The sequence below is a fragment of the Nonomuraea jiangxiensis genome (assembly GCF_900099965.1).
Taxonomy (GTDB): Bacteria; Actinomycetota; Actinomycetes; order Streptosporangiales; family Streptosporangiaceae; genus Nonomuraea; species Nonomuraea jiangxiensis.
Genome location: NZ_FNDJ01000025.1, coordinates 126,719 through 147,268, shown reverse-complemented (window position 1 = coordinate 147,268; position 20,550 = coordinate 126,719). Strand labels below are relative to the sequence as shown.

Sequence of the window (20,550 nt, the reverse complement as noted above, 5' to 3'; positions counted from 1 at the left end):
TCACCTCCTCCGGAGGGAGGCGAAGAACCCGCGGATGTCGTCCACGAGGAGGTCGGGGGCCTGGCGGGCGGCGTAGTGGCCGCCGCGGTCGTAGGTGTGCCAGGACACGATGGTGGCGTGGTCGCGCTCGGCGGCGGCCCGCAGCGGGGCGATGTCGTCCGGGAACTGGGCGAGGGCGAGCGGCACGGTCGTGGGGCCCTCGGGAGCGCTCTGCCGCTCCTGCTCGGCGTAGATGCGCAGGGCCGAGCCCGCGGTGCCGGTCAGCCAGTGGATCGAGACGTGCGTGAGCAGCGCGTCGGGGTCGAGGCCGTGCATGACCTGGCTGTTCCAGGCCAGCAGGCCGACGGGGGAGTCGCTGACGGCGTAGGCGAGCGTCTGCGGCTGCTGGGCGTGGAGGTGGTAGTACGACGACGTGTTCGCCTGGACCGAGCGCAAGGTCGCCAGCGCCTTGCGGTCGTCGGGTGCCAGGGCGGCGGGGTCCAGGGTGTCGACGGTCGGCGGGAAGGCCATCGACTCGCCGTCCGGGAAGGAGAAGAGCTGCGTGACGTGCACGCCGGCGACCGCGTCGGGCGCGAGCCGCCCGAGCTCGGGAGAGATGCGGGCACCCCAGTCGTTTCCGGCCGCGCCGTAGCGCCGGTAACCCAGGCGGCTCATCAGCACCGCCCATGCCCGGGCGATCCGCCGTGGCCCCCACCCCGTGTCGGGCGTCGGCCCCGACCAGCCGAACCCCGGCAGCGACGGCACCACCAGATCGAAGGCGATCGCGGGATCGAGACCATGCCGCCGAGGATCGCTCAACGGCCCCAGCACGTCGAGGAACTCGGCGACCGAGCCGGGCCAGCCATGGCTGAGCACCAGCGGCAGCGCGCCGGCCTCGGGGGAGCGCACGTGCAGGAAGTGCACCGTGGTGCCGTCGATGGTGGTCGTGAACTGGCGGTGCTCGTTGAGCCTGGCCTCCCACGCGCGCCAGTCATAGTGATCCCGCCAGTAGCGGGCGAGCTCCTTGACCATGGCCAGGGGAACGCCGTAACCGCCGCTCCCGCCGGGCTCGGACGGCCAGCGCACCTGGTCCAGCCGCCGCCGCAGATCGGTGAGCTCGCTGTCGCTGACCTCGATGCGGAACGGCCGCAACCCCCCGCCGCCGACCAGCTCCGCCACGGCATCTGCCACCATATGCTCACCCCTTCGCGCTCCGGGGGACCCGATCGCTCCGGCCCCGACGCGCCAATGTAGACGGGAACACGGACACTTTCGAAAGGGCCATGGTGATGAGGATCAAGGAGTTCGACCTGACGCTGGCGGACGGGCGTACCCTGCACGTTTACGACACGGACGCGACCGATGCCGCCGACCGGCTGCCGGTCCTCTGGCACCACGGCACGCCGAACCTCGGCAGCCCACCCGAGCCGCTCTTCCCCGCCTCCGAGCGCCTCGGCATCCGCTGGGTGTCGTACGACCGCCCCGGATACGGCAGCTCGACTCCGGAACCCGGCCGGACCGTGGGGTCCGCGGCCGGGTACGCCCGGCACGTCGCCGACGCGCTGGGCATCGGCACGTTCGCGGTCATGGGGCACTCGGGCGGCGCCTCGCATGCCCTGGCCTGCGCCGCCCTGCTGCCGGAGCGCGTGCGGGCCGTGGTCGCCGCGGCGCCGATGGCCCCGTACGACGCCGAGGGGCTCGACTGGTTCGCCGGCATGTACCGCTCCGGCCAGGACTCCCTGCGCGCCGCCGCCGAGGGCCGGGCGGCGAAGGAACGTCATGAGGCGACGGCCGGATACGACCCGGAGATGTTCGCCCCGGCCGACCATGCCGCGCTCGACGGCATCTGGTCCTGGTTCGGCAAGGTCGTCGGCCCGGCCCTGGAGCAGGGAAACGGCGGGCTGATAGACGACGACCTCGCCTACGTCGCCCCGTGGGGCTGCGACCCCGCCCAGGTGACGGCGCCCGTCCTGCTGCTGCACGGCGGCCAGGACCGGATCGCGCCCAGCGCGTACGCGACCTGGCTGGCCCGCCGCTGCCCGAACGCCGAGCTGCGGCTGTCACCCGGCGACGGGCACATCTCGATTCTGGACTCGGCCGCGGAGGGCCTGGACTGGCTCCGCGCGGCCACGGCGTGAGACGACCGGCGCGAGCCACCGCGGCCGTGCGGGTCAGTCCAGCCCGAGACCGCGGCGGCCGACGGGGTTGAGGTCGGCCGGCTGGAAGCGGTCGGGCCAGGACCGCTCGTAGTGCTCGGCCGGGAAGTCGTCCGGGCTGGAGCCGGTGGCGAAGGCCGCGCGGACGGACGCGGCGTAGCGCTCGTTGCGCGGGCACCAGGGGGCCGCGGGAATGTACATGACGTTGCCCCAGCCCCGCTGGTCCCTGACCGGCGCCACGCTGTGGATCAGGTCGCAGTGCCACCAGACCGAGTCGCCCGCGCGTACGTCCGGGATCGCGGTCAGGGCCCGCAGCAGCAGCGGATGCCGGCGTTCGGCGACGGGGAAGACCCGGTTGACGGTGACCCCGCACATGTCGTCGTCGGGCACGTCGCCGAGCAGCGGCCGCAGCATGAGGTAGGCCATCGCGGCGGGGATCGGCACGGTGTGCAGCACGCCCTGGTCGCGGTCCATGTCCGACAGCGCCGTCCAGCCCTGGAAGGTGCGGAACGCCGAGCACATGGTGGTGCCCGGATATTGAGGGCCGTCGGTGCGGTGGGCGGCGTCCCACGGGTCGTAGTCCTCGATCGTCCCGTCGAACACGTGCCGGAACGCCCGCTGGTAGGACGCGGTCATCCACAGGTCCAGGGTGCCAGGGTCCAGGTGGGCGCCCAGGCCGCCGGAGTCGGCGCCGGGTGGCCGGCGGCGGATGCGGTCGGGGTAGAGGGAGTCGCGGCCGGGGTCGAACCAGCGGACGCCGCCGGACTCGTGCTTCCACTGGGCGTTCAGGAACGCCTGCACCCGCGCCATCCGGTCGCTCTGCCGGGCTCGCATCTGCGCCGGCGACCAGTAGACGGGGTAGATCTCCGGCTTGGACCCGACGCTGCCGAAGAAGTCGTCGCCCGGTCCGCGGTAGGCGTCGAAGAAGCCGTTGCGCTCGGTGTAGCCGACGATGTCCCGGTCCCAGGCGAGGGCCTGCTCGCGGGGGAAGTGCCCGCGTACGACGAGGCAGCCCCGCCGGCGCAGCGCCCGCACGCTCCCGGCGGGTACGGTGCCCGCCTCGACGTCGGCGTAGTCGATCACCGGCCAGACCGGCTCTCCCCGCTCCCGGGCCGCGACGATCTCGGCGACCTCGGCCTCGACGGTCCGCTCGATGACGGAGAAGACCTCCTCCACGGTCCGTCCCGACGCGGCGACACGAGCGCGAAGGGCGGCCTTGACCTGCCGGATCGCGGCGGGCAGATCGTCCGGGGTCTCCTCCCAGCTCGGCAGGGGCGGCAGGGGCGCGGTCACGGCGACCTCCTCCAAGATAGGACTCCTTACTTGAAGCGCACGCTACGCCGCCGCCCCTTTCCAGGCAAGGGTCCTGATTAGAATCTGGCCATGACCGTCCCGAAGCCGTCGCTGGAGCTGGTCCGGAACGTGACCGACGAGCACATCCTGCGCGCGCTCATGCGGCACCGCCGGATGACGCGGGCGGAGCTGGCGGTCGAGACCGGGCTGTCCAAGCCGACCGCCGGCGAGAGCGTCCGGCGGCTCGTCGCGGCCGGGCTGGTGGCCGACTCGGGCGAGCGCACCGCCGGGGGACGGGGACGCGGCCGGGTCGGCTCCTACTACACGCTGGCCGGCGGCGACCGGACCGCCTGGGCGATCAGCATCGCCCCCGGCGGCGTCGTCGCCGAGGCCGTGGACGTCTACGGAGAGACGGCCGGCCGCGCCGAGGAGGACGCCGGCCGGACGGCCTCCTCCGACCAGGTCGCCACCGCGTTGCGCGCCGTCGCCGAGCGGCTCGCCGCGGCGTCGGGACCTGCGGAGCTGGCCGTGGTGAGCGCCGCCGATCCGGTGGACCGCGCCACCGGCCGCCTCGTCCACCTGCCCGACGCGCCCTTCCTGGTCGGCGACCTCGATCCCGCCGAGGTCCTCGCCCCCTACGTCGCGGGCGAGGTCACCGTCGACAACGACGTCAACTGGGCCGCCCGCGCCGAACTCGCCGCCCGCCCCGGCAGCGACACCTTCGCCTACCTCTACCTGGGGGAGGGCCTGGGCTGCGCGATCGTCAGCGACGGGCGCGTCCTGCGCGGACGGCACGGGCTCGCCGGTGAGATCGCCCACCTGACGACGGCCGGCCCCGGGGGCGGCGCCACGCCGCTGATCGAGGTCTTCGGGCTGCTCGGCCTGCGGCGGCCCGGCTCCACCGCGATCGACGTGGACCGGCTCCTGGCCGCGGCCACCGGCACCGGTCCGCGAGCCGCCGGCGTACGCGCCGCGCTGGGCGAGGCCGTCCGCGGCGCCCTGACCGCAATCACGTCGCTCGCCGATCCCGATCACATCATCGTCGGCGGCCCCTGGGGTCAGGACCCGGCGATCCTGACCGCGCTCCGCGACGCCGCGGCCCGCCATCCCCGTGGTCCGGTCCTGTGCCCGGCGACGGTTCCTGCGCCGTCGTTCGCGGGCGTCCGCGCCGACGCCCTCACCCGCCTACGCGACGGCGTCATCGCCGCACCACGCTGACGCGGTTCGGCGCGGTCCCTCCCCTCCTTGCCCGCTGCCGGCCGGTCACAGGGCGCGGGCCAGGGCGGTGCCGATGGCCGCGTCCTCGGCGCCGAGGCCGGTCAGGTCGGCCACCGTGATCTGGCCGGGCGACGTGCGGCCGGGCGCCCGGCCCGCGATGACGTCACCCAGGGCGACGGCGGGCCGGCGCGGGGCGTACTGCAGCTCGCCGATCGCCCTGCACTGCCGCACGTCGTCGGCCGCGACCACGTCCGCCCGCTCCAGCACCGCCGCGTCCAGCTCGCGCTTGCCGGCCATGTCGGCGCCGACCGCCGTGACGTGGGCGCCCGGCGACAGCCAGGCCCCGGAGATCACGGGCTCGCGTGACGGGGTGACGGTGTGCACGACGTCGGCCTCCCGTACGGCCGCCTCGGCGCTCGGCGCGAGGACCACCTTCCAGCCGTGCAGCGCGCGCATCTCCTCGGCGAACGCGGCCGCCCGCTCCGGGTCGCGCCCGTAGAGGCGCAGCTCCACGGGGTCGCGCACCTCCAGCAGCGCGCGGAGCTGGTAGCGGGCCTGGGCGCCGGGGCCGATCACCGCGACCACGGCCGCGTCCGGGCGCGAGAGGGCCTCGGTCGCGGCGGCGCCCGCCGCCCCGGTGCGCAGCTCGGTCAGGTAGCCGTTGTCGAGGGCGATCACCTCGGGGAACCCGGTCTCCGCGTCGGCGATCACGCTCAGGCCGGAGCTGACCGGCAGGCCCTTGGCGGCGTTGGCGTAGAAGCCCGTCGCCAGCTTGGCCGCGAAGTGGGTGGCGCCGTGCAGGTGGGCGCCCTTGATGTGCACCTCGCCCCGGACCTCGGGGAGCTCCAGGTGCCACGGGTCGGGTTGGGACACCGCCCCCGCGGCCTGCGCCACCAGGGCCTCCTTGGTCACGGCCAGTGCGAGCCGGGGGCCGACCAGGGCCCGGACCTCGTCCTCCGTCAGCACCCTCACGCGATCGCCTCCGCATAGGCCGCGGGCGCGATGTTGCGCCCGCTGAGCACCACCACGAGCCTGCCAACGATCTCCACCTTCCCGGCCAGTACGGCCGCCACGCCCACGGCTCCGGCGCCCTCGGCGACCAGCCCGTGCCGGGTGAACAGCCACCGCATGGCCTCGCCCACCTCGGGTTCGGTGACGGAGGTGAGCCGGACCCGGCCGCTGATCACCGACGGGGTGACGCAACCGGGCTCGATGTTCCCGCTCAGGCCGTCGGCGAGGGTCTCGCCGACGGTGACGGTCACCACGCGCCCGGCCGCCACCGACGCGGAGACCCCGCGGGAGGCCGCGGCCTCCACCCCCACCACCCGGACGTCCCCGCGCCGCTCGGCCCACATGCCCAGCCCTGCCGCCAGCCCGCCGCCGCCGACCCCGCACACCACGGTGAGCGGGCCGGCGGCCTGGGCGTCCAGCTCGCGGCCGATGGTCGCCTGACCGGCGATGACGTGCGGGTCGTTGTAGGCCGAGACGTAGACGCGGCCGGGACCGGCCAGCTCCAGCGCGTGCGCCTCGGCCGCGTCGAAGCCGGAGCCGTGCCTGACCAGCTCGACCGGGAAGTTCCGCAGCGCGGAGACCTTGGCGGGCGACGCCGTCTCGGCGACGACCACGGTGACCTTCCTGCCGGTCGCCGCCGCGGCGTGGGCCATGCCGAGCGCGTGGTTGCCGGCGCTCGCCGTGACGGCCGCCACGCCGGCCGGGAGGGCGGACAGCGCGGCGATCGCGCCCCGCACCTTGAACGAGCCGGTCGGCTGGAACGACTCCAGCTTCAGCAGCGCGCCGGGCGCGAGCGCCGTGGGCGCCAGCGGCGTGGGGTCCAGCCGCCCGGCGACCGCCGCCCAGGCGCGGTCGAGGTCGTCGCCGGAGGGCGGGCGCACCTGCCGGGTCTCGCTCACGCCTCGGCTCCGGCGACCTCGAGGACGACGTCCTTGGTCTCCCGCATCCCGATGTACACCAGCGTGGAGATCAGCATGAGCAGGGTCGCGTACCAGCCGAACAGCGCGGTGTGCCCGGCGTCGATGAACGCCGTGGCGACGTACGGCGCGGTGCCGCCGAACAGGGCTACCGTCGCCGAGTACGGCATGCCGAGGCCCGCGGTACGCACCTTCGCGGGGAACAGCTCGGACATGACCGCCGAGCAGACCGCGGTGTAGCCGGTCAGCAGCAGCATGGCCACGCACGAGATCCAGAGCAGGCTCCAGAACGACCGGTCCAGCAGGGACAGCAGCGGCACGGTGAGCAGCGTGAACCCGATGCCGAACACCACCAGCATCGGCTTCCTGCCGATGCGGTCCGACAGCAGCCCGCCGACCGGCTGGATCACGGTGAAGAAGGCCAGCGCGATCGTGGTGGCCAGCAGCGACTGGGCCGGGTCGGTGCCGGCCGTCGTCTCGGCGTAGCTGGGCAGGTAGACCGACCACGTGTAGAAGCTCACCGTGGCACCGATCGTCATGCCGACCACCAGCAGCGACTCGCGGGGGTGGTGGCGCAGGAAGTCCCACATGCGCGGCCGCTCGGCCCGGCCCTGCTTGATGGCCTCGGCCAGCGCGTACGTCTCGTGCGTGCCGCTCCTGATCCACAGGCCGCTCAGGCAGGTGACGGCGCCGATCAGGAACGGCATGCGCCAGCCCCAGCTCAACATGTCGGCCCTGGACAGCAGGTTGCTGAACAGCGCGGCGATGCCGGAGGCGAGCAGCTGCCCGAGGTTGGAGCTGAAGTAGCTCATGCTGGAGTACAGTCCGCGCCGCCCGGGGGTGGCCGACTCGACCAGGAACACCGACGACACCGCGAACTCGCCGCCGACGGAGAAGCCCTGGACCAGCCTGGAGACCACGAGCAGGATCGGGGAGAGCAGGCCGACCTGCTCGTACGTGGGCAGTACGACCATCATGAGCTGGCCGATCCCCATGAGCAGGATGGTCAGCGTCATGGCCGTGCGTCTGCCGTACCTGTCGGAGATCAGTCCGATGACCAGCCCGCCGACCGGGCGCATCACGAAGCCGACCGCGAACACGGCGAACGTGCCGAGTAGCGAGGCCGCGTGATTGGAGGCGGGGATCACCTGGTCGGCGAAATATGTGCTGAGAAACGCGTAGGTGAGCCAGTCGTACCACTCGACGACGTTGCCGATCGAGGTGGCGGTCAGCTGGCGGACCCGGCTGCGCAGGGGGGACGCAAGTACCATGTCACGCAGTTTGGCCCTAGTCATTAAAATTCGGCAAGTATCAGTCGAATTCTTTAACACAACCGTCATGACGGGTGATCAGCTATAAGATTCAGACATGTTAGATGTGCTTGATCGCCGCCTGGCCGCGGCTCTGCAGGTGGCGCCCCGCGCCTCGTGGGGCGATCTCGCCCGTGCGGTGGGGGAGCACGAGCGCACCGTGGCGCGGCGGCTGCAACGGCTCCTCGCCGACGGCGCGATCCGGATCACCGCGATCCTCGACGACCTCCGCTCCGGTGTCGGCAAACCCGTTCACGTGCGCGTGATCACCGACCCGGGCAGCGTGGACGCCACCGCCGCCGCGCTGGCCGCGCGGGCCGACGTGCGGAGCGTGTTCGCGATGACCGGGGCCGCCGACGTGTGGTGCGAGCTGATCGCCTACGGGCCCGACCCGCTCCAGCGGCTGCACGAGATCCTCACCCGCGAGCTGCCCGCCATGCCGGGCGTGCGGGCCACGGAGTCTGAGGTGGTGCTGCGCACGTTCACCACGGTCGCCGACTGGCACGCGCCGCTGCTCGACCCGGGCGAGGTCGAGTCGCTGCGGGCGTGCGCGGTGCCGACGCTGGCCGAGCTGCCCGCTCACGTGGAGCTCGGCCAGGCCGAGCGGGCGGTCGCCGACCTGCTCGTACGCGACGGCCGGATGAGCTACACCCAGATCGCCGAGGAGCTGGGCACCTCGGTGCCGACCGCCGCCCGCAAGGTGGGCTGGCTGCTGGAGCGCCGCCTCGTCCACCTGCGGGCCGAGGTCGAGCCCGCGCTGCTCGGCCTCCAGGTCGAGGCCCAGCTCGGCCTGGAGGTGCGGCCGGCCGGCATCGACAAGGTCGGCAGGGCGCTGGCCGGCCATCCGGGCGTCCGCTACTGCGCGGCCATCGCCGGGACCCACGACCTGCTCGTCGAGGTGTGCCTCACCCACGAGAGCGACCTGTACGAGCTGGCCACCGAGTTCATCGGCGGGCTGGACGAGGTCTACGACGTGGACATGTCCTTCATCACGCACGCCTACAAGCGCGGCCACCTGCTGAAGGACGGCCGTCTCACCAGGAGACCCCTATGACCCCGGACCGTTACGAGGACGAGGCCGTGCGGATGTGCGCCGAGCTCATCCGCGTGGACACCAGCAACCCGGGCCCGGGCGAGCGCGAGGCCGCCGAGCTGGTCATGACCTGGCTGACCGAGGCCGGGCTCGACCCGCTCTACGTCGAGACGGCGCCGCGCCGCGGGAACGTCGTGCTGCGCGTGCCCGGGAGCGACCCCTCGCTGCCCGGCCTGCTCGTGCACGGGCACCTCGACGTGGTGCCCGCCGACCCGCGCGAGTGGACGGTGCCGCCGTTCTCCGGCGAGATCGCCGACGGCTGCGTATGGGGCCGCGGCGCGGTGGACATGAAGCACATGGCCGCGATGATGGCGGCCGTCGCCCGCTCGGGGCTGCGCCCCCGCCGCGACCTCGTCTTCGCCTGGCTGGCCGACGAGGAGACCGGCGGCGACCACGGCGCCCGCCACCTCGTCGCCAAGCGGCCCGAGCTGTTCGAGGGCTGCGCCGAGTCGATCAGCGAGGTCGGCGGCTACTCGGTCGAGCCGGCCCCCGGCCTGCGGCTCTATCTCGTCGAGACGGCGCAGAAGGGGCTGGCCTGGCTCAGGCTGACGGCCAGCGGGCGGGCCGGGCACGCCTCCATGCTGCACCCCGACAGCGCGCTGACCGAGCTGGCCGCGGCGATCGCCAGGATCGGCTCCCACCCGTGGCCGCGGCGGCTCACCCCGACCACGCGCCGCATGCTCGCCGAGATCTGCGACGCCTGCGGCGTCCCCTTCGACGAGGACGACCTCGACTCCGTACTGGACCGGCTCGGGCCGGTGGCCCGCTTCGTCGGCGCGAGCCTGGTGCACGTCGCCAACCCGACCAGATTCCAGGCCGGGTACGCCACCAACGTGGTGCCGGAACTGGCCGTCGCCGAGGTGGACGGCCGGTTCCTGCCGGGGCTGCGCGACGACTTCCTGGACACGATCGACCGGCTGGCCGGGCCCTCGGTGCGGCGGGAGTTCATCGACGTCGAGGAGGCCGTCGAGGCGCCCTTCGACACGCCGCTGGTCGAGGCCATGCTGGCGGCGCTGCGGGCCGAGGACCCGCAGGCGCGGGTGGTGCCGTACTGCCTGTCGGCGGGCACCGACAACAGGACCTTCGACCGGCTGGGCATCCGGGGCTACGGCTTCGTCCCGCTGCGGCTGCCGCCGGAGCTCGACTTCGCGGCCATGTTCCACGGCGTGGACGAGCGGGTGCCGGTGTCGGCGCTGCGGTTCGGGGCGCGGGTGCTGCGCGACCTGCTGTCCACGTACTGACCCTGCACCGGCTGACCCTGCACCGGCCGATCCTTCAGCGGCTGTCGAGGAACTCCCCGAGGAGCGGCAGGCCGGCCGCTAGGACGGCCGGGTTGTTGGCGTAGCCGATGCGCAGGTAGCCCTCCATGCTCATGGCGCTGCCCGGGGTGAGCATGACGCCGGTCTCCTCCAGTAGCTGGACGCACAGCTCACGGGAGGGTACGGGCAGCTCGTGCCGCAGCAGCGCCGTGGTGCCGCCCCGCGGCCTGACCCAGCTGATCCCGGGCTGGGCCTCGACCCAGCCGGACAGCGTGGCGAGGTTGGCTCGGGTGATCGCGCGGTTGCGGCCCAGGATGGCGGGGGCGTTCTCCAGCGCGATGGCGGCGAGCAGGTCGTCCACGACCCCGACGCTGATCGTGCTGTAGTCGCGGTGGACGGTCAGCTCGTCGATGAGCGAGGCGGGGCCGACGGCCCAGCCCAGGCGCAGCCCCGCCAGGGAGAACGCCTTGGACATCGAACCGGTGCTGATGCCGCGCTCGTACAGGTCGGCCACCGAGACGGTGGTGCCCGGGTCGGCCTGGTCGATGCCGCGGTAGACCTCGTCGCACAGCAGCCAGGCACCGGCCCGGTCGCAGATGCGTACGACCTGCTCCAGGAAGGCGCGGTCCATCAGCGAGCCGGTCGGGTTGTTGGGATTGTTGACGGCGACGAGCTTGGCGCCGCCCTCGACCAGCGCGGCCAGCTCCTCCAGGTCGGGCAGCCAGCCGTTCTCCTCGCGCAGCGGCAGGATGCGCACGTCGGCGCCGATGGACTCGGGGATCGAGTAGTGCTGCTGGTAGGTCGGCAGCACCGACACCACGCGGTCGCCGGGCTCCACCAGCGTCAGGTGCACCAGGTGGTTGGCGCCGACGCCGCCGTGGGCGATCATGACGTTGCCGGCGGCCTGGCGGTCGTAGAGGGCGGCGACGGCCGAGCGCAGGCGTTCGCTGCCCTCGATGGCGCCGTAGGCGAGCCGCAGGGGAAGCAGCTCCCGTGGCATCGAGTCGCCGTGGCCGGCCAGGTCGAGCAACTGGGCGACGGTGAGCGACTCCACGCAGGTCTCGGCGAGGTTGTGGGTGCAGCGGGTCTCGTAGGTGTTCATCCACTGCTCGACACCGAACGGGGCGATCTTCACGCCAGGCTCTCCAGGACGGCCAGGGCGACGGCGGCGTCCTCGATGCCGAGCCCGACGGAGCGGAAGTACACCGGCCTGCCGCCGGTGGGCGCGGGCGCGGAGCCGGAGACGAGGCCGGCCAGGTCGCCGCGGATGGACTGGAGGGTGAAGCCGTGCTCGGCGGCGGCGATGCGCAGGTCACCGGCGGCGGCGTGGGCGGCGGGCGCGTGGTCGGCGTACACGTCGAGGCCGGGCAGGGCGGCCGGGTCGATCTCGTGCGCCATGGGCGCGTTGGTGGAGATCGAGGTGACCAGGGTGCCGGGGGACAGGCGGCGCACGTCGATGACGGGAGCGGCCGCCGAGGTGCACAGCAGCACCACGTCGGCCCCCTCGGCGGCCTCGTCCGCGCTGCCGGCGAGCTTCACCTCGCCGAGGCCGTCGAGGTCCGCCTCGGTGGCGGTGCGCGAGTAGACGCGGACGTCGTCGAAGGCCCGTACGGCGCGGGCGTGGCGCAGGTGCGCGCGGCCGACCGGGCCGAGGCCGACGACCGCCAGCGAGCGGGCGCCGGGGCGGGCGAGCAGGTCGACGGCCAGCGCGGTGGTGGCGGCGGTGCGCTCGGTGGTGAGGCGTCCGGCGTCCGCCAGCAGCAGCGGCTCCCCCGTACGGGTGGACAGCAGCAGCGTCCAGGCCGTGACGACCGCCTTGCCCTCCGGCTGCGGGAGGTAGGGCGAGACCTTCACGGCGTAGACCCCCGCGTCGGCGAGGACCGCCTGGTAGGCGATCACGTCGCCGCCGCCGGGCAGATCGGTCACGACCTGCTGCGGCTGGACCGCGCGGCCCGCCGCGAGCTGCGCGAACGCCTCCCGCACCCGGGCCTGGACGGCCGTCTCCGGCAGGACGGGACCGCTGCCGTCGGCTATGATGGGAATACTCATAATGCGCAATATAGTGCGCAAACTGCGTGGCTGGGAACCAGGGAGGATGGACGTGGCCGACGAGACCGTCTCCAGTGGGCCGACCGCCGAGTTCCTCATGCGGCTGGGCGAGGAGGTGCGACGGCGCCGCAAGGGCGCGGGGCTGACCGTCCAGCAGCTCGCCGACGCCACAGGGCTGAGCCGCCGCATGCTCACGCTCGTCGAGCAGGGCCAGGCCAACCCCAGCCTGGTGACCGTGGACAAGATCGCCCGCGCCTTCGGGACGGACTTCGCCTCGCTCACCCGGGACAGCCGGCCGGACCCGATCGTGGTCCATGCTCCCGGCGCGGCGGCCGGTGTGTGGTCCTCCACCGCGGGCAGCCATGCGGCGCTGCAGGTCGCCACCCGGCACCAGCCCGCCGCCGAGCTGTGGGAGTGGACGTTGCAGCCGGGCGACCGCTACGACGCCCAGCCCGACCCCGCGGGCTCCGAAGAGCTGTTCTACGTCATCGACGGCACGCTCACCCTTGAGGTCGAGGGGACGCGGCCGGTGAGCGTGCGGGCCGGCGGATCGGCCCGCCTGGCCAGCGACCGGCGCTACGCCTACGCCAACACCGGCCGGAAGCCGGCCCGCTTCGTCCGCGTCGTGCAACTGGCCTAGCGCGCGGGCTCGGGGCCACATCCGTTCGCCTCCATGGTTGACGCAACCTTCGGGCGGCGCCGCTCACGCTCAGGGCTCGCTGAGGCGGACCCGGGAGCCGTAGCGGGCGCCGAGGCGCTCGTTGTGGGCGTCGCCGCCCGCGACGTTGGCCGACACGTACACCGGCGGCTCGATGCCCCGGTCCAGCAGGTCGGTGCAGACCGCCACGTTGATCAGCTGGGCCACGAGCACGCCGGTCGCGGTCGAGGTGGGTACGATCATCGCCCCCGTCTGCAGCTGGTGGGCCGCGTCGCCCGGCACCCCGCAGTTGTCGATCACCACGTCGGCCACGTCGAGGAGCCGCCGCCCCGACGGGTGCCGGGAAGGCTGCGACCTGCTGTGCGCCAGCGACGTGACGGCGATGACCGGGTTGCCGTTGGCGCGGGCCAGCGCGGCCAGTTCCACGACGGCGCCGTTGATGCCGGAGTTCGAGGCGATCAGGAACACGTCGTCCGGGCGCACGTCGTGCAGCGCCCACACGCGGTGCGCCAGCGCAGGGTCGCGCTCGCTCGCCGGGTCGAGGATCTCCGCCGGGTCGGCGCCGCCGTACATGACGACGTCCTTGACGCTCAGCTGGTTGGTGGGGATGAGGCCGCCCGCGCGGCCGGCGATCTCCATGGCGAACGCGCGGGAGTGCCCGGTGCCGAAGACCTGGATGATCCCGTCGGCGGCGAGCGCGTCGGCGCACAGGCGGGCGGCCTGGCCGATCGCCGGCAGCTGGGTGGCGATGACCCGGTCCATGGCCTCCTGCAGCACCTGCAGGGCGATCGGGCGGTCGAGGGTGGTCAATGATGTTCCTTCCGTACCAGCTCTGTGGCCTGGGCCAGGACGTGTTCCGCGCTGCCGGGGGCCACGGGGGAGCGCAGCACCTCGTACTCGGGGCGCCGGTAGGCCGCGCGGACGGGCAGGTAACCGAGGTAGCCGTTGGTGTAGCCGAGCAGGACGGCGGGCCCTCCGGCCGCGCGGTCCAGCCGGGCGGCCAGGTCCAGGTACGGCTCGGCGCCCAGGGCGACGAGCGACAGGGGGCCGAGCCGGGCGACCGACACGGCGCAGGACAGGTCCGCGGGAGGAGGCTGCCCCGCCGCCAGGCGGGCGGCCTGGAGCGCGGTCCAGGCCGTGCGGATCGCGACCTGGTCGCCGCCCTCCTCGGCCGCGCGCAGCCGCTCCTCCAGCTCACCGGCCGCCGGTCCGCCCGGCGGTTTTGGCCGCAGCGGCACCCGCACCTCCGTCACGTGCACGGCGGCCTCCTCGGGAACGGTCGAGCGGGCGGGTTCGCGCAGGCAGCGCAGGACCGACTCGGCCACCAGGGCGCCCAGCCGCGCGCACTCCTCCGGCGTCTGCGCGCGGCGGTGCGGCCGGGTGCTGACGTCACCCGCCGCGCCGGTGGCGACCACGACCCACGCGCCGCCGAGCCGCCCGGACAGCGCCCGCCTGACAGCGCCGGACAGGTCCGGCCCTGCCAGCAGGTTGTCCGCGCCGAGCACCGTCGGATGGACCGGCAGCACGACGAGCACCCCGGACGGCTCCCCGCCGGGCGGGCCGAAGGTCAGCACCTCCACCGGCACCGTACGCCGCGGGCGCACGCCGGAGCGCTGCCCGCCCACGCCGGACAGCCGGAGGCGGCGCACGCCCAGCTCCACGTCCCGCTCCCCGGCCACCGCCGAGCGGGCCGCCGCGGCGGCGGCCTCCGGGACCTCCGCCAGCCAGCGGGCCGGGGTCCTGGAAGGGGCGTCAGGGCAGGACGTGTCGGGGCCGGAATGGGTGTGCGTGGCCGACACCCACACGTCCCGGCCGGGCGCCACCCGCAGCACGGCCCGGCGGACGGCCTCGGCCAGGTCGGTGTTGACGTAGGGGAGGTCGGCCACCACCCAGGCGAGCCGGCCCAGGGTCACCACGGAGACCTCCAGCTCGTCGAGTACGCCCGTGGAGCGGCCGGCGCGGGCCGCGTACCCGCCCAGGGGCGTGCCGACAGGCACGGGGAGGGGGCTGCGGCCGTACCCGGACCTCATGCCACCGCCCCCAGGAACCGCTGGACGATCGCGCCCGGGTTGGTGATCGCGGTGCCGACGACGGCGGCGTGCGCGCCCGCGTCGAGCGCCGCGCGGAACTGCTCGGGCGTCGAGTAGCGGCCCTCGGCGACCACCGGGCAGTCGAGCGCCGCGGCCAGGGCGGCCACCAGCTCCACGTCCGGTCCGGCCGGAACGGGACCTGGGCCGGTGTAGCCGGACAAGGTGGTGGCCACGAGATCGGCGCCGGCCTCGCGGGCGGCGAGCCCGGCCTCGTAGCCGTCCACGTCGGCCATGACCGGCACGCCGTACTCGTCGTGGATGGCGGCGATCTGCTCGGCCAGGGTCGTGCCGTCCGGCCGGGGCCGCAGGGTGCCGTCGAGGGCGACCAGGGTGGCTCCCGCGCGGATCACCTCGGCGGCGGCGGCGACGGTCGGAGTGATGAAGACGCCGGCGCGGTCGCCGGTCTTGTTGATGCCGATGATCGGCAGCCGGACGGCCTCGGCGATGGCGGCCACGTCGGCCGGGCCGTTGGCGCGGATCGCGACGGCACCGGCCTGCTCGGCGGCGCGGGCCATCATCGCCATCGGGCCGGGCCCGTGCAGCGGGCTGGTCGCGGCGGCCTGGCAGGAGACGACGAGCGAGCGGGGCGGAAGGGGCGGAGGGAGAACGGGCGGCATCGTCAAAGACCTCGATAGATGTGCAGGCGGGAGCGGTAGGGGGCGGGGTCGGAGGCGGTGGCCAGGCGGCAGGCGCCGTCGAGCGAGGTGCCCGCGGCCGGCACCGGCCTGGCGCGCGGGACGGTGGCGGCAAGCTCGGCCAGGAACGTCTCCGCGAGCAGGCCACCGGGCTCGACGAGGCGCCCGGTCTGGGTGACCGGCACCGGCGCGTCGCCGGAGACCGCGCGCACCGCCGTGGCGGCGGTCCCGGCCAGCTCGCGCCCGGCGGCGGCGACGATCCGCGCGGCCACCTCGTCCCCGCCGGCCGCCGTGGCGACCACGTCGGGGGCGAACCTGGCGGTGACGTCGACCGCGGCGCCGGAGGTGTAGATGAGGGACGGCATCCGCGTGACCGGGCCGTACCTGCGCAGGGCCGCGCCGGACAGCGCGGTACGCGGGCCGCGGCCGTCATGCGCGCGCAGCACCGCCGCGATGCCCGCCCGGCCGATGGCGAAGGCGCTGCCGTCGTCGCCGAACAGATGGCCCCAGCCGTCGACGCGGTTGCTGGTGCCGGTGGCGGAGTCCACGGCCAGGCAGCCGACGCCGGTGCCGATGGTCAGCACCACGCCGTGCCCGCCGGGCAGAGCGCCCGCGTGCGCGGTGACGTTGTCCGCGCACAGGACGACCTCCTCGGCGCGCAGCGTCGCGGCGATCTTCCCGGCCAGCAGGTCACGCTGCTCCGGCCGGGCGGGCAGGCCCGTGAGCCCGAGCGCCACCCTGGCGACCGGTCCCGGCCGGTTCGCCGCGGCCCACGCCTGGGCCACGGTCTCGGCGATGGCCGAGACGGGGTCGGGGTGGGGATAGCTGAACCCGGGCGCCTCGTGGACGACGCCGGACCCGGCGACCGTCAGCCGCAGGGTGGACTGGCCGCCGTCCACGCCCACGTACAGGCCGCTCACCGGATCCCCGCGCTCATCGCCACGCCCTCAACGAACCGCCGTTGCAGGGACAGGAACAGCAGGACGGTGGGCGCCATGGCCAGCACCGCCGCCGCCATCATCATCGGCACGCCGGCCGCGCCCAGGTTGTTGGCCTGCATCGCGGCCAGGCCGACGGGCAACGTCCGGTGCTCGTCGTCGGAGGCCACGAGCAGCGGCCACAGGTGGCTGTCCCAGTTCATCATGAAGATGAACAGCGCCAGGGCGGCCATCGGCCCCCGGACGAGCGGGACGACGATGCGCCCCAGGCTGACCAGGACGCCGGCCCCGTCCAGCCGGGCCGCCTCCAGCAGCTCGTCGGGCACGGCGTCGATGCTCTGCCGCATGAGGAAGATGCCGAACGCGCTGGTGCCCGCCGGCACGATGAGCCCGGCGAAGCTGTTGACCCAGCCCAGGTCGTAGACCAGCGAGTACAGCGGCACGTAGATGACCTCGAGCGGCACCATCAGCGTGGCCAGTACGATCACGAAGGCGACGTTCCTGCCGGGGTAGCTGAACTTGGAGAAGCTGTAGCCGGCGAGCGTGCACGTCAGGACGTTCAGCAGGGTCACGACGACGCCGACGAAGACGCTGTTGGTGTAGTAGCGGGCGAAGGGCGTCTCCAGGAACGGCAGCGCGAAGTTGTGCCAGTCCACCTGGCTCGGCCACCACCGCAGCGGCACCGACAACACCTCGCCGGGCGGTTTCAGCGCCGAGACCACGGCGTAGGCCAGCACCGCCGCGAACGCGATGCCGCCCGCCGCCACCACCAGGAACAACGCCCAGCCCACGAGGCGGGACCTGACCGTCATCCGTCCTCCCTGCGGAAGGCGCGCAGCTGCAGCATGGTCACGGCGATCAGGACGAGGAACATGAACACGGCGACCGCGCTGGCCCGTCCCATGCGCGCGTTCTCGAATGCGGTCTTGTAGACGAACAGGTTGACCACCTCGGTGCCGAAGGCCCCGTCCGTGAGCACCACCTGCGGGCTGAACGCCTGCAACCCCCTGATGACGCCCATCACCGAGCAGATCGCGGTGATGGGCTTGAGCAGCGGGAACGTGATGCGCCAGAAGGACTGCCAGGCGCCGGCGCCGTCCATCTGGGCGGCCTCGTACACCTCGCCGGGCAGGCGGGACAGCCCGGCCAGGTAGAGGATGAGGAAGAAGCCCGTCTCCTTCCAGATCCCCATGATCACCAGTGCCCACGTGGCCGCGGCGGAGCTGGTCAGCCAGTCCACGTCCAGGCCGAACGTCTGGTTGAGCAGGCCGTCCGGGTGCAGGACCAGCCGCCAGACCACCGAGATGGCCACCCAGCTGGTCGCGACCGGCAGGAAGTACAGCAGCCTGACCCAGCCGGCGCCTCTCATCCGCCGCGACAGCGCCACCGCCAGCACGAGCGCCAGGGCCAGCGCGGGAAGATACGTGCCCACGGTGTAGACCAGCGAGTGGAGCAGCGCCTCGTGGAAGCGCGGATCTCCGGCCAGGAACGTGAAGTTGTCCAGCCCGACGAACTCCGGTGGCGAGGTCAGGCTGTAGTCGAACAGGCTCAGGTAGAACACCCGCAGGCCCGGATAGATCGCGAAGAGCGCGAACAGCGCCAGCGCGGGCATCGAGAGCATCGCGCCGAGCACGTTCCTGCCGCTCACCCGGGGCCGCCGCCGCCCCGGCGGGGACGGGCGGCGGGTCGTGGGCGTCGTGGTGGTGACCGTCAACTCAGGCTCCGGCGTACGGCCTCGTCGGCCTCGTTCAGCACGGCGTCCACCGGTCTGCCGTCGAAGACCGCCTCGTCCACGGCCTTGCGCAGGGTGTCCTGCACCTCGCTCCAGTGGGGTCCGACCTGGTCGTAGCGGCCCTCGGCGTACGCCTGCGCGATGACGTCGATGCCGGGGATCTTCTTGGCCGGCGCGCTGTCCTGCCAACCGGTCACCGGCTGGACGAAGCTCACGTCGCTGAGCCACCGGTCGTGCTGACCGGCCAGGTAGGAGATGAAGCGCCAGGACTCGGCCTGGTGCTCGCTCGCCTTGTTGACGGCCCAGAAGTAGCCGTAGACGCGGCTCACCGGCTTGGCCGGGTTCACCTGCGGCAGTGGCACCACGGCCAGGTCCTTGTAGGTGTCGGGGTTGGACTGGCGGATCTGCTCCATCGCCCACGGGTAGACGATGGCCATCGACTGCGTCCCGCTCGCCAGGTCCTGGAACGGCACGGTGGCGTCCCGCGAGGACGTCTTCGGGTCGGCGATGCCCGAGGTCCTGGCCAGCTCCACCCACAGGTCGAGCGCCTGCTTGGTGCCGGGCGTCCCGAGGGCGGGGCTCTTGCCGTCCGGCGACAGGATCGCCCCGCCGGTCTGGTTGGCCAGGGTCTGGAACCACTGGCTGTACCAGCCGGAGTGCAGGTAGAGGAAGTTGAACGCCTGCTTGTGCCCGGCCTTGTTGAGCGCCTTGCCCTTGTCGATGACCTCCTGCCATGTCTTCGGCGGCTGCTCAGGGTCGAGGCCCGCGTCCTGGAAGTGCTTGGTGTTGATCGCGAAGGCGGTGCCGTTGAACTCGCTCGGCACGCCGTACAGGGTGCCGCCGGCGTCCTTGGCCCCGTCGAGGGTGCCGGGCACGTAGCCGGCCTCCAGGTCGGCGGCCGACTTCTTGCCGAAGCCGGCCGGGTCCACCGGTGCGAGGAGGTTCTTGGGGATGTACTCGCCGCGCAGGGCGTTGTCGTCCATGTTGATGATGTCGGGGCCGGACCCGGTGCTCAGCGAGGTCAGCATCTTGGTGCCGAATTCGGTGTTCGGGATGGTCTGGTACTCGATCTTGACCTTGGGGTTCCTGGCCTCGTACTCGGCGATGAGCTTCTTGTTCAGCTCGATCATCGGGGGGTGGGTGTGGGTCCAGAAGGTCAGCGTGACCGTGCCGTCCCCGGAGCCGCCGCCCCCGCCGCCGCAGGCCGCGACCGAGCCGGCGGTCGAGATAAGGACGGCCGTAATTGCCAGTAGACGCCGATGCTGACGGTACCTGGGCATGGTTACCTCCAGGTTCTTGCGGGATGGGGGGTGTGCTAGGTCGGTATGAGGTCCACGGTGATCGTGTAGTAGTCGCCGCGGCAGACCGACTCGCCGTACTCGACGACCCGGCCCCTGCGGTCCCTGACCACGGTGCGGATCCGGAAGCACGGTTCGCCGGACGTGATGCCCAGCAGTTCGGCCGTGCGCTCGTCGGGGAGGGCGGGCTGGACCTCGGCGGTGCCCGCGCTGACGTCCACGCCGTACTTCTCGGCCATCACCGCGTACCAGGAGCCGTCCAGGTCCGCCTCGGTCAGGTCAGGGAACAGCCGGGCGGGCACGTAGTTGGTCTCGATGGCGACGGGTTCGCCGTCGCCCTGGCGCAGCCGGGTGAAACGGATGACCGATTCTCCCTCGGGGACCCGCAGGCGCCTGGCGACTTCGGTGGTCGCGCGGATCCGGCGCAGCGCCAGGGTCTTGCTGCCGGCCCGGATGCCGCGCCGGGTCATCTCCTCGGTGAAGGAGGAGACCGTCAGGCCGCGCCGCACCCGCGGGCGGCAGGTGTAGGTGCCGCGCCGGTGCCGCCGTTCGAGCAGGCTCGCCAGGACGAGCCGGTCGATCGCCTTGCGCAGCGTCATCCGGGCGACGCCCCAGCGCTCGGCGAGGTCGCGCTCCGAGGGGATGCGCGCTCCGGGCGGCAGCGAGTGGATCAGGTCGAGGAGCCGGGCGTGCGTCTCGCCCGTTCGATCCGCCGACCTTCCGAGCGACACGGTTCTCACCTCCTTGTCTGCACGCTAGGCCCGAGGGAGAGGCGAGGCCAGACCACGGAGCAGACCTATGTAGACCAGAGCCCGGCCGGAATCGGGAAAAATGCTGGTCGGTTCGGGTGTCCGGCCGTCAGTGGCGGATCTGTGGTCTAGACGCCCTCACGACCACCGCCACCGGCCGATCCT

At 73.3% G+C, this 20,550-nt stretch carries 20 protein-coding genes; 5 read left to right on the top strand and 15 right to left on the bottom strand.

Annotated features, from left to right (window positions below; translation table 11 throughout):
* Complete coding sequence (locus tag BLS95_RS40830; RefSeq protein WP_090944708.1) at positions 1-1,173, bottom strand: epoxide hydrolase family protein; 1,173 nt, start codon at positions 1,171-1,173, stop codon at positions 1-3.
* A gap of 95 nt (positions 1,174-1,268) precedes the next feature.
* Between BLS95_RS40830 and BLS95_RS40825 the strand changes: the two genes are divergently transcribed.
* Positions 1,269-2,117: an alpha/beta fold hydrolase gene (locus BLS95_RS40825; RefSeq protein WP_090944784.1), complete on the top strand. Its 849-nt coding sequence runs from the start codon at positions 1,269-1,271 to the stop codon at positions 2,115-2,117.
* A gap of 33 nt (positions 2,118-2,150) precedes the next feature.
* Here the strand turns inward: BLS95_RS40825 and BLS95_RS40820 are convergent, their stop codons facing one another.
* A complete protein-coding gene (locus tag BLS95_RS40820; RefSeq protein ID WP_218136234.1) occupies positions 2,151-3,443 on the bottom strand; it encodes a DUF1479 domain-containing protein in 1,293 nt (430 codons plus the stop codon).
* A 75-nt stretch (positions 3,444-3,518) separates the two neighbouring features.
* Here BLS95_RS40820 and BLS95_RS40815 point away from each other — a divergent pair, with 75 nt between their 5' ends.
* Complete coding sequence (locus BLS95_RS40815) at positions 3,519-4,646, top strand: ROK family transcriptional regulator (protein WP_090944706.1); 1,128 nt, start codon at positions 3,519-3,521, stop codon at positions 4,644-4,646.
* A gap of 45 nt (positions 4,647-4,691) precedes the next feature.
* Here the strand turns inward: BLS95_RS40815 and BLS95_RS40810 are convergent, their stop codons facing one another.
* From BLS95_RS40810 to BLS95_RS40800, 3 genes are read right to left on the bottom strand one after another with little or no spacing between them, the layout of a single operon-like run.
* On the bottom strand, positions 4,692-5,618 hold the full coding sequence (locus BLS95_RS40810; protein WP_090944704.1) for a hypothetical protein: 927 nt from the start codon (positions 5,616-5,618) through the stop codon (positions 4,692-4,694).
* Positions 5,615-6,556, bottom strand: coding sequence for a pyridoxal-phosphate dependent enzyme (locus BLS95_RS40805; protein WP_176993650.1), 942 nt, complete (start codon positions 6,554-6,556; stop codon positions 5,615-5,617). The genes BLS95_RS40810 and BLS95_RS40805 overlap by 4 nt, the downstream gene beginning before the upstream one ends.
* The gene (locus BLS95_RS40800; RefSeq protein WP_090944702.1) at positions 6,553-7,845 is read right to left on the bottom strand and encodes an MFS transporter; all 1,293 of its coding nucleotides are present in this window, start codon (positions 7,843-7,845) and stop codon (positions 6,553-6,555) included. Before BLS95_RS40800 ends, BLS95_RS40805 begins: the two co-directional genes overlap by 4 nt.
* A gap of 97 nt (positions 7,846-7,942) precedes the next feature.
* Between BLS95_RS40800 and BLS95_RS40795 the strand changes: the two genes are divergently transcribed.
* Both BLS95_RS40795 and BLS95_RS40790 read left to right on the top strand, forming a co-directional pair.
* Entirely contained in the window at positions 7,943-8,938 is a 996-nt protein-coding gene (locus BLS95_RS40795; protein WP_090944700.1) for an Lrp/AsnC family transcriptional regulator, read from the top strand.
* Positions 8,935-10,218 carry a M20/M25/M40 family metallo-hydrolase gene (locus tag BLS95_RS40790; protein ID WP_090944697.1) on the top strand — a complete coding sequence of 428 codons (1,284 nt, stop codon included), beginning with the start codon at positions 8,935-8,937 and terminating at the stop codon, positions 10,216-10,218. The genes BLS95_RS40795 and BLS95_RS40790 overlap by 4 nt, the downstream gene beginning before the upstream one ends.
* Positions 10,219-10,252: 34 nt before the next feature.
* Here the strand turns inward: BLS95_RS40790 and BLS95_RS40785 are convergent, their stop codons facing one another.
* Both BLS95_RS40785 and BLS95_RS40780 read right to left on the bottom strand, forming a co-directional pair.
* Positions 10,253-11,371, bottom strand: coding sequence for an aminotransferase (locus BLS95_RS40785; protein ID WP_090944694.1), 1,119 nt, complete (start codon positions 11,369-11,371; stop codon positions 10,253-10,255).
* Positions 11,368-12,285 (bottom strand): ornithine cyclodeaminase family protein, encoded by a 918-nt coding sequence (locus BLS95_RS40780; RefSeq protein ID WP_090944691.1) that lies wholly within the window; start codon positions 12,283-12,285, stop codon positions 11,368-11,370. The genes BLS95_RS40785 and BLS95_RS40780 overlap by 4 nt, the downstream gene beginning before the upstream one ends.
* Positions 12,286-12,337: 52 nt before the next feature.
* Here BLS95_RS40780 and BLS95_RS40775 point away from each other — a divergent pair, with 52 nt between their 5' ends.
* On the top strand, positions 12,338-12,925 hold the full coding sequence (locus BLS95_RS40775; RefSeq protein WP_245765591.1) for a helix-turn-helix domain-containing protein: 588 nt from the start codon (positions 12,338-12,340) through the stop codon (positions 12,923-12,925).
* A 69-nt stretch (positions 12,926-12,994) separates the two neighbouring features.
* Here BLS95_RS40775 and BLS95_RS40770 read toward each other — a convergent pair whose 3' ends face one another.
* From BLS95_RS40770 to BLS95_RS40735, 8 genes are read right to left on the bottom strand one after another with little or no spacing between them, the layout of a single operon-like run.
* Positions 12,995-13,753 (bottom strand): sugar isomerase domain-containing protein, encoded by a 759-nt coding sequence (locus tag BLS95_RS40770; RefSeq protein ID WP_245765590.1) that lies wholly within the window; start codon positions 13,751-13,753, stop codon positions 12,995-12,997.
* Positions 13,750-14,940 (bottom strand): hypothetical protein, encoded by a 1,191-nt coding sequence (locus BLS95_RS40765; protein ID WP_090944685.1) that lies wholly within the window; start codon positions 14,938-14,940, stop codon positions 13,750-13,752. The genes BLS95_RS40770 and BLS95_RS40765 overlap by 4 nt, the downstream gene beginning before the upstream one ends.
* Positions 14,941-14,969: 29 nt before the next feature.
* Positions 14,970-15,650, bottom strand: coding sequence for an N-acetylmannosamine-6-phosphate 2-epimerase (locus BLS95_RS40760; protein ID WP_090944682.1), 681 nt, complete (start codon positions 15,648-15,650; stop codon positions 14,970-14,972).
* Positions 15,651-15,652: 2 nt separating this feature from the next.
* Positions 15,653-16,588 (bottom strand): N-acetylglucosamine kinase, encoded by a 936-nt coding sequence (locus BLS95_RS40755; protein WP_090944679.1) that lies wholly within the window; start codon positions 16,586-16,588, stop codon positions 15,653-15,655.
* The gene (locus BLS95_RS40750; protein WP_090944676.1) at positions 16,585-17,418 is read right to left on the bottom strand and encodes a carbohydrate ABC transporter permease; all 834 of its coding nucleotides are present in this window, start codon (positions 17,416-17,418) and stop codon (positions 16,585-16,587) included. Before BLS95_RS40750 ends, BLS95_RS40755 begins: the two co-directional genes overlap by 4 nt.
* Positions 17,415-18,320, bottom strand: a complete 906-nt coding sequence (locus BLS95_RS40745; protein WP_143044082.1) for a carbohydrate ABC transporter permease — start codon at positions 18,318-18,320, stop codon at positions 17,415-17,417. Before BLS95_RS40745 ends, BLS95_RS40750 begins: the two co-directional genes overlap by 4 nt.
* Complete coding sequence (locus BLS95_RS40740) at positions 18,317-19,618, bottom strand: extracellular solute-binding protein (protein ID WP_090944670.1); 1,302 nt, start codon at positions 19,616-19,618, stop codon at positions 18,317-18,319. Before BLS95_RS40740 ends, BLS95_RS40745 begins: the two co-directional genes overlap by 4 nt.
* 35 nt (positions 19,619-19,653) lie before the next feature.
* Positions 19,654-20,367, bottom strand: a complete 714-nt coding sequence (locus BLS95_RS40735; RefSeq protein WP_176993649.1) for a GntR family transcriptional regulator — start codon at positions 20,365-20,367, stop codon at positions 19,654-19,656.
* Between the last annotated feature and the right edge of the window lie 183 nt (positions 20,368-20,550).

Bases quoted from the DNA above. Each gene is read 5' to 3' on its own strand.
- BLS95_RS40780 (WP_090944691.1), bottom strand. From the start codon at position 12,285: ATGAGTATTCCCATCATAGCCGACGGCAGCGGTCCCGTCCTGCCGGAG.
- BLS95_RS40830 (WP_090944708.1), bottom strand. From the start codon at position 1,173: ATGGTGGCAGATGCCGTGGCGGAGCTGGTCGGCGGCGGGGGGTTGCGG.
- BLS95_RS40750 (WP_090944676.1), bottom strand. From the start codon at position 17,418: ATGACGGTCAGGTCCCGCCTCGTGGGCTGGGCGTTGTTCCTGGTGGTG.
- BLS95_RS40800 (WP_090944702.1), bottom strand. From the start codon at position 7,845: ATGGTACTTGCGTCCCCCCTGCGCAGCCGGGTCCGCCAGCTGACCGCC.
- BLS95_RS40740 (WP_090944670.1), bottom strand. From the start codon at position 19,618: ATGCCCAGGTACCGTCAGCATCGGCGTCTACTGGCAATTACGGCCGTC.
- BLS95_RS40795 (WP_090944700.1), top strand. From the start codon at position 7,943: ATGTTAGATGTGCTTGATCGCCGCCTGGCCGCGGCTCTGCAGGTGGCG.
- BLS95_RS40815 (WP_090944706.1), top strand. From the start codon at position 3,519: ATGACCGTCCCGAAGCCGTCGCTGGAGCTGGTCCGGAACGTGACCGAC.
- BLS95_RS40760 (WP_090944682.1), bottom strand. From the start codon at position 15,650: ATGCCGCCCGTTCTCCCTCCGCCCCTTCCGCCCCGCTCGCTCGTCGTC.
- BLS95_RS40790 (WP_090944697.1), top strand. From the start codon at position 8,935: ATGACCCCGGACCGTTACGAGGACGAGGCCGTGCGGATGTGCGCCGAG.
- BLS95_RS40825 (WP_090944784.1), top strand. From the start codon at position 1,269: ATGAGGATCAAGGAGTTCGACCTGACGCTGGCGGACGGGCGTACCCTG.